The following is a 12,576-nucleotide window of genomic DNA, read 5'->3' on the forward strand; positions in this document are numbered from 1 at the left end:
GGCGGCATCATCTCGGAACGAGGGGGCGACTATTTCTCGGAATCAGGGGGCGACATCATTTCGGAATCAGGGGGCGGATTGCCTCGGAATTTGCACGTAGGTGAAGGCCACGCCCGGTGGAGAGCCGCCGCCTCACGGTCCATCATCCCGCGCCAGCGCCCAGAAGTATCCTGTCTTCGTTTTGCGCGAGCCGGGGTCCAGAACTGGTGCACGGGTCTCGTCCATGAACAGCTTGGTCGAGCGCTTCAGGTCGGCAATCAGTGCATCGAAGACGGGACGTAATTCGAACGCTGCCCGGCCGACCCAATCGGCGAGCGTGGAGCGGTCGAGATCGACGCCTTGGCGGTTCATGATCTGGGCCTGACGGTAAAGCGGAAGACGATCGGCATATTTGGAGACAAGGACATGGGCCACCGTGGCCTCCGTCGGCAGTCCTGCCGAGATCAGCCGTGCTGGAGCCGGGGCTTGAACGACGCCGTCGGTGCAGGCACGGCACGCATATTTGGGACGACAGGTGACGATGACGCGGAACTGCGCCGGGACGACGTACAACCGCTCGGAGACATCTTCGCCAATGCAATGCAGGCAACCGCCGCAGGCACAGATCAGGCTTTCTGGCTCGATTACCTCTTCAAAACGAGGAAGATGCTTTGGAAGGGAGCCGCGATTGATCGCACGTGGCTTGGCAATCCTATTTGCCGCAGGAGCGTCCGCCTCATCCTCGGCATGGATCACGGCCATCGCCGTCTCCAGGTCTTCCAGCGCCAGGTCGAATTGATCAGGATCGGTCTTCTCGGATTTGCGCCCGAAGGCTGCCTGCTTGAATGCTGCGACCAGCTTCTCAAGCCGCTCGATCCGCTCATCCTTGCGGGCGATGTGCTCATCTTTGCTGGCTATAGCAACATCCTTGGCCGCCTCGCGTGCCTGCGCCGCAATCAGCATCGCCTTCAGGGCGGCAACGTCATCGGGAAGGTCGGAGGCATCAAGCATGGCCGGAAACTACCAAATCCCGAGCCGATTTGCCTTTGGAATTTGTCGTACTGAGTCATCGTGCCGCAGCTATTCGATGGCCTCCGGCGTTCTCGTCTGGATGGCATGAACCCGCCGCCAATCGAGGCCCGCGAACAGCGCCTCGAACTGGGCATGGGTGAGCGTCATCAATCCGTCCTTGATGCCTGGCCAGGTGAACGTGTGCTCTTCCAGCCTTTTGTAGGCCATGACGATCCCGGAGCCATCCCAGTAGATCAGCTTCAACCGGTCCGCCTTGCGTGATCGGAACACGAAGACCGTTCCGGTAAACGGGTCTTTGTGCAGCTCGTTCTTCACCAGCGCCGCCAAGCCGTCATGACCCTTGCGGAAGTCTACGGGTTTGGTGGCCACCATGATCCTGACGCGGTTCGACGGAAAGATCATGTCGCCGCCGCCAAGGCACGCGCGATAGCGGCGATCCGGGCCGTAGACGCCCCTTCCTCAAGACGGATGGTGACTGGACCGATGATAATCTCGGGGCGACCAACTGTTTTAGGCGGCGGTTCCGAAACAGGTGAATCGACGATCACCGCCGCGAACTCTACAGCATCCTCCGGTGCGGGCAGGATTAGCTTGCCCTGCCGCGCCATCGTCCGCCAGGTGGAAAGGCTGTTCGCTCGCAATCCATAGCGCTGAGCAACTTCATTGACCGTCGTACCAGGCCGCAAGCTTTCCGAAACGATCTTCGCTTTGACCTCGTCCGGCCATTGACGGTGAACATCACGTACAGGCTTCCTAGTTGTGAGAAACTCCAATGTAGTCTCCATGGAGAAACTCCCGTCTTCATCCATGGTAAGCCGATCACAGATCAGGCGACGGCGGGAAAGGTGGGGGTAGAACACCGGTTACGGTACAAAGCGACTTTGTGCTCGGTAAAGCTGCTTTTTTTCACCAGCCTCAGAATCACCGTTGACTTCGGAAATTTTGTTCATATTTTGTTCACCATGATCAAGCTCCTGAGGACATCCCGAATAGGTTGAACGGCGCGCCGCCCGCGCGGCAGAAAATCCGTTTACATATTTCAGGATGTTCATGATGAGCCATTCGCACATCGAAGAGCCTGCGGCGCTCTACGCCGCTTATGCAGAAGCCTCCAGTCAGCTTTTTTACCCTAGGGGGACCGTCCGTTGTTCCGCGGATGCAATGTTCAGATCGCGGTCCGCACGTGATCTCGGCTGCCTCTTGGACGTCGACCCGAACGTCGTCGCGTGGCTGTGCCTGCCTCTGGAATTCCAGTGCGAAACAGGAAGCCATGTGCCCGACTTCCTAGTTGACTACGAAGACGGCGAACGAACGCTGCTCGATGCGGTAGAGGATCGAGAACTTCCGTCGATCGCGGAAGGCGCCGCGCTCTCTGGGTTCCGGTATCGCGGCATTCCGCGACGCGAAGTCACTGATGGCTGTCGTCTTCTCAATGCGCGCGATCTGCTTCGTTACGCCAACTGCAGGACGCCCCTTAACGACCGTATTCGGATGCTGTCCGCCATCGAGGAGGCGGGAGCGCTGACGGTCGCCGAGTGCCTAGGCATCTTCAGGGAGGTTCAGCCGATGACCGGGATTTCCTGGATGGTGCTGCACCGACTGATTGCTGTGGAACTCGACGAAGCAATGATCGGTCCGGAGACCGTCATTCGCCGTTTTCAGCGCTGAGGGGGGCAAAAATGACCCATCCTTCTAAAAGTCGCCGCACGGTGACTATGGAACGCGTTGCCTACGGCCTCGCCCTAAAAGTCGCCGCCAGAGTGGGTGGCGGCTTCAAGAAGGTAGAGAACGGCCGTCAGGTCGTGATCGCTCTCCGGCTTCCTGCCGGTTCCGACTTCCAGGAATATGTTGCCGCCGCAAACATCCTCGTTTCTTCGGTTGAAGCCCTGAGCAGGTTCGATGTTGCTGCTCCAAAGGTCGGATATAAGGGAGCTCTCGAGGCGCAGAGCGTTCGAGATGACCTCAAAAGAAAACACTTCCTTCTCGTCATCTGGCCGCACGAATACACGATGCCCCGCGACGTCGCGCTGGCTGCCGATCGTGTCGTGGACGTCGAACCTGTCCGGCCGTTTCACCTCGTCTCAGCGGCCAAGAGCGTTGCAGATCAAAAGGTAGAACTGGCCGACGCAAGGAAGATGCTCGATCATCCAGTGACGGACGTCTTTGCGGCCTTCCGCAACCGGCGTCCGCCCGCGGAGGTCCTCGATCGATTGGAGCAGCCACGGATTGTCGCCGAGCCCGTGCCGCAGGGACCCTATCTTGAAGAACTTGTCGGGTACGGGGAGGCTAAGGTCTGGGGGCTTTCGCTCGCCACAGACATTGATGCATGGAGGGCCGCTAACCTCGAATGGTCAGACGTCGATCGCGGCCTTCTCCTGAGCGGTCCGCCCGGAACCGGCAAGACGATGTTTGCTGGAGCGGTTGCTCGATCCTGCGGCGCGCATCTCGTGGCGACATCGGTTGCGCAATGGCAGGCGGCGGGACATCTCGACGACACCTTGAAAGCAATGCGTCGAACTTTCGAAGAAGCGATCGCAAACAAACCCGCCATCGTCTTCATCGACGAGTTCGACGGAATCGGCGACCGGACGCGGCTTGTGGGCAACGAGTACGAAACATATTGGCGTCAGGTGATCAATCTGCTGCTCGAACTGATTGATGGCCACGAACGGCTTGAAGGCGTCGTAGTCATCGGCGCAACGAATTATCCCACTATGATCGATGCCGCCCTCCGGCGTCCTGGTCGTCTTGATCGGCATATCCAGATCTCCCTTCCAGATCACGGCGAGCGCAAGCATCTATCCCGCAGGTATTTCGGTGACCAATTTTCCGACACCGAGGTCGAAATGCTGGCGGCGGCGACCGCCGGGTTCTCTGGAGCACATTTCGAGCAAGCTGGCCGCGAAGCGAGGCGGACGGCTCGACGAAAGGATAGGGCTGTTTCCATTGTCGATGTACTGGCCGTCCTTCCTGAGCCGAAACGGATCGCCGGCCATGAACGCCGCATGGTGGCCCTTCATGAAGCTGGGCACGCTGTCGTCGGAGTTCGACTGGGCGTCGGTGTTCTCAGAACGGTAGCCGTCCCTTGGGAGGCGCACGCCATGCAGCCCCTGGGATTTGCACACTTTGAGTTCGACAACGACCTGCTGATGAGCAGGCAGGGATATCTCGATCAGATCGCAATGACTCTCGGGGGCAGGGCGGCGGAGGAGGTCATCCTCGGGACCGCCTTCGAAGGCGCAGGGGCGGGTGAAGGCGCGGATCTCCACAAGGCGAGCGACCTCGCCACCAGATTAGAAGTCCAGCTCGGCATGGGAGAGAGCCTTGCTTACTTCAATCTCAAGTCCCCCGAGCAGCGGGACGGCCTTCGTCAAGCCAATCATGTCGTCGCGGCACGCGTGGAGCGTCTCCTTGCTCAGGAGATGGAGCGAAGCCGGGAAATCGTTGGGAAGTTCCGCGCGGCAGTCGAACAGATTGCCGACATCCTTGTTGAAAAGGCGCTCATCGACGGTGACGAAGTCAGGCGCATTGTATGGGAGGCTTCGCAATGACCAAAGGAAACCCGGCGTCGGAAATCGACTGGAAACTCGTCGTGCGGAGCTTGAAGTCAAGTGGCACGGACGGCGCGCTCGTGCTCGCGGAGAAGGCAATCCTTGAAGCGGCAGGAATTCCGCTTAGGCTTCGCGAAGCGCGACGTCGGCTCTTCATGCTGACGACGTCCGCGTCCGAAGGAAGGCCGGCGGTAATCGGGACGGACACCGGGCTGGTCTGCCTCATCGCGTTGGATGATCTGCTGGACGTTGTGATAGAGGACGGGCCAACGTTGGCGGAGGTATTAAGAGATCGCCGTTGATCCATACCTGAGCGCCACGCTGACCGCGATCGTCAATGGCGATAGGCAGAGCCGTATCGAAGAGCTGATACCGTGGAATAATTCGCGGCGGTCAAACGGCTAAAGTCTGCTGTCGGCCCAAACCGGTCACTGCCAGCAGGGTGGCGGGAGGGCAGCTTCGCGCCCCCAGGTCAGACGTAGAAACCATCTGTCGCGTTCCTGAAAGTGGACATACTCACTACCCGGCAATCCTCACTGTGCGCGCAAGTTGCGAGGGTTCACGGAAGCTACTCCATCTACGGCTGGGCACCCTCGTGTTGTGGTGCCGCTCAGGAGAAAGGATCGTAGGCGGGGTGGCGAAGTCTCACCAGCTAGTCCGTCGGCAATCGAAAAGGTCTATCCTTGATCACCTGCTTCGTGGAGGGCTCTGCCTCGACGCCCCAGCAGATCATCGCGAAGTGTGTGATGTTTACTTGTAGCGTCGCATTTGGGTCTGTTCCGATCAGGATACAGGCTCAAGAGCCGAGGGGCCACCCTGCATCGAAGTCAGAAGATCGGGTCGCCAACGAAAAACTCGTCCCACGTTTCTATAGTCCCTATTAGATTGGCACCTGAGCGATTGACGTTCCTCTCTAGTAACCAAGCGATTGGTCCAAATAGTGCATAACCGTATGCGGTCTGGGTGACCTAATCCTTTTGGCGGATACGGTGTAAAACGGCTTATTCGTTGTAACGGAGACCACCATGAAATTCTCGGGCTTCCAATCGTGTGTATTCTCCCTGCTTGCCCTTGTTTGTGGCATAGGGTGGATTGCGCACATCCAAAATTGCACTGCCTAAACGTCCTCGGCTCAATGTGCCGCATCCATGCTGCCCAGCAGCTTAAGCAAAATTGCCCAAACTCCGGTAGCCCTGTCGCTCAATGGCTTGCGAGCTATCCTCCGCTGCTGAAGAACCGTGAATGCCACCTAATCATTTTGTATCCCCGCCAATCGCTTGGACATATCGATCCTGAACATCAATCAATTGGATCATGCGACGCGAGATCGGTGTTGCGCACCATGGCGCCGATCCGCAGCCCGCCGTCTGCGGTGGCCTCGATCGTGTCCAGCCCGAGGCCGTTCACGTCGATCAGGTGGGTGGGCGTCTCGATCTCCAGCTTCATCAGGTCGAGGAGATTGGTGCCGCCGGCGATGAACTTGGCTTCCCGGTTGCCGGCAGCCGTCTGCGCCGCGGCCTCGATGGAGGAAGCACGTTCGTAGGTAAAGGCTCTCATGCTTCGATCCCCGCAACTTCGGATATGGCGTCGAGAATGTTGGAATAAGCACCGCAGCGACTGTCCTGCACGGTAACGGGAGGATTGGAGAGCGGGTATTTTTTGTCTTCGGCAAGGGCTGGCGCCGTGGCAATCGAGACAGAGAGCGCCGTTGCGGCGAGGTGCTGCTTCATGGGTCAAGTCCTTCGGTTGAGTAACACTCACGAACGCAACAGCGGCCGCCTAAGCGATATGGCGATGCAGTTCAGCGGGATTAGAGGTCCGTTTTTGATAAGGCTTATGCGTCTACCCCATCACTGCCGAGGCCGGGCAGGCCCACCATAGTCTTTAAAGGGGTTCACCCTGCACGCCACCGACGAGTTAAGCATGGGCGCGGCAAAACACTAGCGACCTTGTCAGCGCGTGGATTCAATGGGCCTTATCGACTGTGACGGTGACTTTACCGGGACGATCAAAGACCGAAACGTCGCCTTGCACCCGACCCAGAATAACGATGCCTGGCGCCGGCACGCGTCCATCACGGTAGTAGATGACGAAATCGCTCGAACTCCATAGGCCAAGCGTTCCCGTGGAAAATTCGCGCTGGCGTGAAGCCGTTGGCAAGGCAGAAGGCAGGTCGCCCGTCTTTTCCTGGCGCAGATGATCGTCCATCTCGATCGTTAAAGGCAGCATTTCGGCAAAGGCGCGAGCAGCAGCGTTGTCCGCGAGCTCGGCCGTGACATTGCCCCAGTTCGACGAAATCGAGATACGATCCTGGGCCATTGCGGTCCCTCCCATTGGCATTGTCAGCGAGGCAATGATGAATGCGCTTCCTGCGAGATACTTCATGTTCCACCATTATTTGAGCGAGAACGGGGCTTTCCGGCCGACCTTAGAGCAGCCATCGAATAATATGAAAGCACGGCGACACCAGCAATGACCGCTGTCCAATGGGCAAAAAACGGCGTCACCGACGCGGTGAAATCCCAGAAGTACAGGCTGTAGCCAAACGTCAGCTTCGTCGAGACGCCGAGGACAGCGAAACTCCATGCTCCATACGCCAGCAAGAGCGCGGAAAAGAGCCTGAGCCAGTTGGTCCTGACCCGCGAGGGAGAGAGCCTGAGTACAGTAGCGAAAGTCACCATCACACGCGGCCAATGGCTTCCGAGATGCACGGCGATGATCAACACCACCCAGTAAGCCGAGAACCAGTGGACTTCGATGACGCTGACGTGATCCGTGAACTGGATGAAGCTCACCGACCGGGAGATCAGCACGCTGGTCACGAACAGCACCGTGATGTTGATCGCCAACCAAGTATGGATGATCACGACCGCCCAGCGGCGGGCGTCGTATTGGCCGATACGAAGCGTTAGGAACCACCGCCTGTTGGTGTAAATGTGCCAGGTCAAAAGTCCTAACATTGCCGTCCCAAAGGCCTCGTGTGGGCCGTTGTCGAGCCACCAGTAGGCAAGGGATAGCATCAAGAGCGCGGCCATAGCTGCGGGCAGAAGAAGGCGATTGATTGCTAGTCGGAGCATCGCGATACCCCGCTAACATCAGAGGAGATCATCATCTGAGATAGCTCCATCGAACGTGAACATGAACTGTTCGGACTGACGTGAGCGATGGCAGGAATAGCAACGAGCGACATTTTCGTCTGCTTTGGCTGTCCCATCCGGCCAGAACCACTGATATTCCCACTCGTTCTCCCCGTCGCCGATCTTTTGGCCGACGAGATAGCGCGTCAGGACATCGCGCTGATAATCGACAAGAACCATGTGCGTGCCTGTGGGAACAGGCTGGCCGGCTTTGAGAGCTGTGAGGGCCTGAGGGCTTGTCAGCATGTGTTCCCGCGTGATGCCCCGTCGAACCGTCGTGTAGTGCATAAGCTGATCGAGAGGCGGGAATGTCACCGAGTTGGCAGCCGCAAGTGCTGGTGTCGGCGAAAACTCGGTCTCGACCAGGAAATAGCCTGTCAGAACGACCACGAAGGGTAGGGCCATCAAGCCGGACAAGCGATAGACTTTCATAGTATTCACCCTTGTAACGATCGATTGACGCTGTCGCACTCTTCGCCTCCGCATTGGGCAGGCATATTCTTGAGCTTGCCCATCTGTCTCGGTCGCCTCACGACGGCCGAGACAGATGGAGGGACCAAGGCCACAAGCAACGCCTGCGGCTGGTTCCGCTTCAGTTTAGGCGAGATGCTGATCGAAAAAGTTCTTCAGCCGGTCGAACGGAATGAGATCAACGCGGTCGTAGAGATCGACATGACCCGCTCCCTTGACCCAGACCAGTTCCTTGGGCTCCGACGCCCGGTTGTAGGCATCTTGGCTGAATTCCTTCGAATGCGCCTGGTCGCCGGAGATGAACAGCATCGGGCGCGGCGAGATCGTCTCGATGTCGTTGAAGGGATAGAAGTTCATGAACTTGACGCTGCTGCTAAGGGTCGGCTTCGTCGTCGTCTCCCTCATGACGCCGACAGGCGTGAACTCACCGCGGGGCGTGCGATAGAAGTCATAGAACTCGCGCTGAATCGGATCCGTATCGGCCGTCAGTTCCAGTGTGGTGCCACCAATGTACTGGGTCTTTGCACCGTCGGCCTCCGCCCAGCGCTGTTCTGCGGCGGTTGCGATGAACTCCTTGCGCTGCTCGACTGTCTGCGACTTGTTCAGTGCGTCGCGAAAGGCAGCGCCCATGTCGTACATGCTGACCGTTGCGACCGCCTTGATACGCGGGTCGATCTTGGCGGCGCTGATGACGAAGCTTCCGCTACCGCAGACTCCGATTGCGCCGATATTCTTTCGGTCCACGAAGTCGCTTGACCCGAGGAAGTCGACGCCCGCGCTGAATGCTTCGGCGTAGATTTCCGGCGAAACGAGATTGCGCAACTGTCCCTCGCTGTCCCCCCAGAAAGGAAGATCGATGGACATGGCTACAAAACCCTGCTCGGCCATTTTCGTGGCGTAGAGATTTGCGCTCTGCTCTTTGACTGCTCCCATTGGGTGACCCACGATGATGGCAGGGCTCTTGACCGTCCGGTCGAGGTCCTTGGGAAGGTACAGGTTGCCGGCGACATTTGTCTGATACTGCGTTTTGAACGTGACCTTGTGGAAGGTTACCTTATCGCTGGTGTAGAAATTTGCCGCCCCGTTGGACATGTCTTGAGCCTTTGCAACTGTTATGTCGAAAGTGGACATCGCCGCGATGGTTGCTACGCCGGCTCCTGTCATCTTGAGCAGGTGGCGGCGATCGATGCCGGTTTTCGAGGTCTCTGCGTTCTCGTGAATATCTTGGGTCATCTGCGCGTCTCCTTTAGAAATCATAGGTTGCGAATTGTGCCGGACGGCAGACCAGCTTCACCGACCCGCTGAATGCCGCGCCGCGATGGCTAAAACGAAAGATCCGCCCAGCAGCGCCGCAGCGAACAGGAAGGTGGTCCACCAACCTGCGCTGTCGAACAGCACGCCTCCGATAGAGGCGCCAAGCGTGATCGCGAGCTGAATGGTCGCCACCTGCAGTCCTCCACCTGCCTCTGCGTCGTCAGGCATGGTTCGGCTAAGCCAGGTCCCCCAACCGACAGGAGCGGCAGTGCTGAACAGACCCCAGCCTATGAGCAGAGCTGCTGTGATCGTTGGGGATGTACCGAATGCGATCAGCGCCAATGCAATGACGGCCATGATCAGCGGTATCGCAGCGAGAACGACGAACAACCACTTTTGCAGCAGGTGACTGACGATCGTGGTCCCTGCCACTCCCGCCAGACCCATCAACAGAAGCAGGAGCGACAGGGTCGATATTGAAACCGACGTCACGGTTTCCAGGAAAGGACGGAGATATGTGAACAGGGCAAACTGACCCATAAAGACGAGCATGATTGATGCCATGCCGATGGCTACCGGTGGGCGGAGCAGCAACCTGAACACGTTTGATGAGCCCTCACTGCGACGCGGAGGCAGGGGCGGAATGCTGATCCACTGCCAGACGAGCGCCAGAAGTGCCAGCGGAACGACGGCAAAGAAGGCGCCGCGCCAGCCTATGTAGCTTCCAAGCAGGCTTCCGAGTGGCGCAGCAATCGTTGCCGAAATGGCATTGCCTGCATTCAGCATCGCAAGGCCCTTGGGCACGGAGTTTTCTGGAACCAGACGCATGACGACCGACGTCGACATCGACCAGAAGCCACCAATGGCGACGCCTAGCAAGGCACGCCCGACCATCAGCACGATGTAGTTTGGCGCAAAGGTCACAATCGCTCCCGAGATCACCAGGATCAGCGAGAACGATCCCAGCACCAATCGCTTGTCCAATCGACGCGTGAACCCCGCCACGCAAATGCTGGTGACGACGGCAAAAATGCCTGAGATGGAGATCGCCTGGCCGGCTCGGCCCTCCGTTACACCCAGGTCCGTGGCGATGGGGGAGAGAAGGCTGACCGGCATAAATTCCGACGCGATCAGGACGGCAACGCACAAGGCCATGGAGATGACTGCGCCCCAGGCCGCAACCGGTACAGCCGAAGTGGCAGGAGACGTGACCGAGGCTACTTCGTCGTTCTTAAAGTCGGATTGTATGAGAGCTTTTTGTGCCATGGCCGCAATATACGCAACGGTCAGTTCCAAGATTAGTCATTGCAATTCGCTTGGACCTATCGCCCTATGACATCAATCACCGATGCTTTGGAGACGGACCATGAAGCGGGAAGATCTCAATGACATGCTTTGGTTTCTGGCAGTGGCAGAGGAGCGGAGCTTCACAAAAGCGGCCGCGAGACTCGGTACGTCGCAATCGACCATCAGCCATACCATCAAGAAGCTCGAAGCTCGGATGGGGCTACGCCTTCTGACCCGCACGACCCGCAGCGTTTCTCCCACGGAAGCGGGAGAGAGATTGATCCGCTCCCTGGCGCCGCGCATCGAGGAGCTCGAGACCGAGATCGACGCGCTGATGGAGTTCAGGGACAAACCGTCGGGCTCTGTTCGCATAACGCTTTCCGATCACGCGTTGGAAAGCGTTGTCTGGCCGAAGCTGCGCTCAGTTCTACGAGACTACCCCGACATCAAGGTCGAGCTTAACAGCGACAACGGCTTCCGGAATATTGTGGAAGAGAAATTTGACGCCGGGGTGCGGCTCGGTGAAAGTGTTGATAAGGACATGATCGCCGTCCGCATCGGGCCAGACTGGCGACTGATCGTCGTGGCCTCTCCGGAATATTTCGCAGGGAGGCCGGCTCCTGAAATGCCACAGCAGCTCGTCGCTCATGACTGTATCAACCATAGGCAGTCGCGCCTCGGAGGGCTGTACAGTTGGGAATTCGAGAAGGGTGGCAGGGAGCTTCGGGTCCGTGTAGAGGGCCAACTGACCTTCAACACGTCCTACGCGATGATCGATGCCGCCGTGAAAGGGTACGGAATTGCTTACGTACCCGAAAATCTGGTTCAACGGCAGCTTGCGTCCGGTGAGTTAGTGCAGGTTCTCGATGACTGGACCCCGCTGTTTCCAGGCTACTACCTCTATTACCCAAGCAGACGACAGAACTCTCCAGCGTTCAAGGTCGTTGTAGAGGCGCTGCGCGTTTAAATGTGAAAGGGGCGAACGCAGCCGATGTAGCGTTAAGGGCCGTTGCGGGGCTGCGGAGTAATGCAGCTTCGATGCTTAAAACATGTTCTCCTCGCCCGCATTCGTCCGCTGCCCGGCTCCATCACCTGAAAGCCGCCCGTCCGCTTGCGGCCCCAGTACAGCCGTCAACTTCGAAGCAGCTCATGTCTCCTTTTGGCGCAAAGCGGAAGACGGCTATCGGCCCAAAGCGGCCGACAACGGAATCCCTACGTATTGGGTGCCGGGTTGACACCGGCCGCACATCGACAAATATTTCGCTTGGCGCGGGAGTGGGGCAGACCCCTAACTTTTCGCCCGCTGGGACTTCAACTCCGCGCCACCATTATTTTGGAGTCGCCGTCTCATGCTGCAAGAGCACCTTCATCACCTGCCACCCTTAACATCCGACGATCTGGCTACGCTTCAGGAAGTATTCGACCAAGTGTGCAAGAAGAAGTCGCTCAAAAAGATGTCACAGGAAGCCGAAGATATGGCGGCTACAATCGTTCAGCATTACCAGCACGGCGTGCGAGACCCGAGGCAGCTCCTGCGGCTTCTCGTTTGACGATGGGGCAAACTCCTACACAGGTATGGAGCCGATTATCGATCCTCAAATCTATGGAACCATATCAGCTTTGGCCTGTTGGCGTCAGGCAAATAGGAGAAACTATCATGACCGACAAAAAGCCAGACGCTGAGAGCGATGCTGCAAGAAGCGGGGCCGATGCAGACAAGAATCGCGAGGAACTTGTGAAGAGGGCGGAAAAGGGTATCGAAGATGCCAAGGGAAAGAAGCCAAAAGATCAGATCTGACTAAGGCCGATTAGTGGGTCATGATGACGGCATCTACCCGCGTGGGATTATCCCTAAGGCTCACGGC

At 58.1% G+C, this 12,576-nt stretch carries 14 protein-coding genes and 2 pseudogenes; 5 read left to right on the top strand and 11 right to left on the bottom strand.

Features of this window, described 5'->3' with window-relative positions; genetic code table 11:
• Positions 1-135: 135 nt before the first annotated feature.
• The 4 genes and pseudogenes from tnpC to FHW37_RS00020 all read right to left on the bottom strand — a co-directional run.
• Positions 136-990, bottom strand: a pseudogene (tnpC, locus tag FHW37_RS00005) (IS66 family transposase); the annotation flags it as partial.
• Between the two features lie 69 nt (positions 991-1,059).
• A complete protein-coding gene (tnpB, locus tag FHW37_RS00010; RefSeq protein WP_142912583.1) occupies positions 1,060-1,413 on the bottom strand; it encodes an IS66 family insertion sequence element accessory protein TnpB in 354 nt (117 codons plus the stop codon).
• Positions 1,410-1,796: an IS66-like element accessory protein TnpA gene (gene tnpA, locus FHW37_RS00015; RefSeq protein WP_145631035.1), complete on the bottom strand. Its 387-nt coding sequence runs from the start codon at positions 1,794-1,796 to the stop codon at positions 1,410-1,412. Before tnpA ends, tnpB begins: the two co-directional genes overlap by 4 nt.
• Positions 1,797-1,874: 78 nt before the next feature.
• On the bottom strand, positions 1,875-2,063 hold the full coding sequence (locus tag FHW37_RS00020; protein ID WP_145631037.1) for a hypothetical protein: 189 nt from the start codon (positions 2,061-2,063) through the stop codon (positions 1,875-1,877).
• 1 nt (position 2,064) lies between these two features.
• Between FHW37_RS00020 and FHW37_RS00025 the strand changes: the two genes are divergently transcribed.
• The 3 genes from FHW37_RS00025 to FHW37_RS00035 are packed head-to-tail and all read left to right on the top strand — an operon-like array spanning position 2,065 to position 4,864.
• Positions 2,065-2,679: a hypothetical protein gene (locus FHW37_RS00025; protein WP_246690616.1), complete on the top strand. Its 615-nt coding sequence runs from the start codon at positions 2,065-2,067 to the stop codon at positions 2,677-2,679.
• A gap of 11 nt (positions 2,680-2,690) precedes the next feature.
• The gene (locus FHW37_RS00030) at positions 2,691-4,562 is read left to right on the top strand and encodes an AAA family ATPase (RefSeq protein WP_145631039.1); all 1,872 of its coding nucleotides are present in this window, start codon (positions 2,691-2,693) and stop codon (positions 4,560-4,562) included.
• The gene (locus FHW37_RS00035) at positions 4,559-4,864 is read left to right on the top strand and encodes a hypothetical protein (RefSeq protein WP_145631041.1); all 306 of its coding nucleotides are present in this window, start codon (positions 4,559-4,561) and stop codon (positions 4,862-4,864) included. Before FHW37_RS00030 ends, FHW37_RS00035 begins: the two co-directional genes overlap by 4 nt.
• Positions 4,865-5,867: 1,003 nt before the next feature.
• Here FHW37_RS00035 and FHW37_RS00045 read toward each other — a convergent pair.
• The 7 genes and pseudogenes from FHW37_RS00045 to FHW37_RS00070 all read right to left on the bottom strand — a co-directional run.
• A pseudogene (locus FHW37_RS00045) lies at positions 5,868-6,119 on the bottom strand (FAD binding domain-containing protein); the annotation flags it as partial.
• Positions 6,116-6,292: a hypothetical protein gene (locus tag FHW37_RS33405; RefSeq protein WP_186458088.1), complete on the bottom strand. Its 177-nt coding sequence runs from the start codon at positions 6,290-6,292 to the stop codon at positions 6,116-6,118. The gene FHW37_RS33405 and the pseudogene FHW37_RS00045, both read right to left, overlap by 4 nt.
• A gap of 235 nt (positions 6,293-6,527) precedes the next feature.
• Positions 6,528-6,947 (bottom strand): cyclophilin-like fold protein, encoded by a 420-nt coding sequence (locus FHW37_RS00050; protein WP_246690617.1) that lies wholly within the window; start codon positions 6,945-6,947, stop codon positions 6,528-6,530.
• On the bottom strand, positions 6,944-7,639 hold the full coding sequence (locus FHW37_RS00055) for a hypothetical protein (protein WP_145631043.1): 696 nt from the start codon (positions 7,637-7,639) through the stop codon (positions 6,944-6,946). The genes FHW37_RS00050 and FHW37_RS00055 overlap by 4 nt, the downstream gene beginning before the upstream one ends.
• An 18-nt stretch (positions 7,640-7,657) precedes the next feature.
• Positions 7,658-8,131 carry a hypothetical protein gene (locus FHW37_RS00060; protein WP_145631044.1) on the bottom strand — a complete coding sequence of 158 codons (474 nt, stop codon included), beginning with the start codon at positions 8,129-8,131 and terminating at the stop codon, positions 7,658-7,660.
• Positions 8,132-8,296: 165 nt separating this feature from the next.
• Positions 8,297-9,403: an alpha/beta hydrolase gene (locus tag FHW37_RS00065; protein WP_145631046.1), complete on the bottom strand. Its 1,107-nt coding sequence runs from the start codon at positions 9,401-9,403 to the stop codon at positions 8,297-8,299.
• A 57-nt stretch (positions 9,404-9,460) separates the two neighbouring features.
• Positions 9,461-10,690: an MFS transporter gene (locus FHW37_RS00070; protein WP_432442826.1), complete on the bottom strand. Its 1,230-nt coding sequence runs from the start codon at positions 10,688-10,690 to the stop codon at positions 9,461-9,463.
• Between the two features lie 100 nt (positions 10,691-10,790).
• On the opposite strand from FHW37_RS00070, the gene FHW37_RS00075 reads away from it, so the two are divergent.
• Both FHW37_RS00075 and FHW37_RS33410 read left to right on the top strand, forming a co-directional pair.
• The gene (locus FHW37_RS00075; protein ID WP_145631048.1) at positions 10,791-11,678 is read left to right on the top strand and encodes a LysR family transcriptional regulator; all 888 of its coding nucleotides are present in this window, start codon (positions 10,791-10,793) and stop codon (positions 11,676-11,678) included.
• 690 nt (positions 11,679-12,368) lie between these two features.
• The gene (locus tag FHW37_RS33410) at positions 12,369-12,509 is read left to right on the top strand and encodes a hypothetical protein (protein WP_186458089.1); all 141 of its coding nucleotides are present in this window, start codon (positions 12,369-12,371) and stop codon (positions 12,507-12,509) included.
• The last annotated feature ends 67 nt before the right edge of the window (positions 12,510-12,576 follow it).

The organism is Neorhizobium alkalisoli (assembly GCF_007829835.1).
Classification (GTDB): Bacteria; Pseudomonadota; Alphaproteobacteria; order Rhizobiales; family Rhizobiaceae; genus Neorhizobium.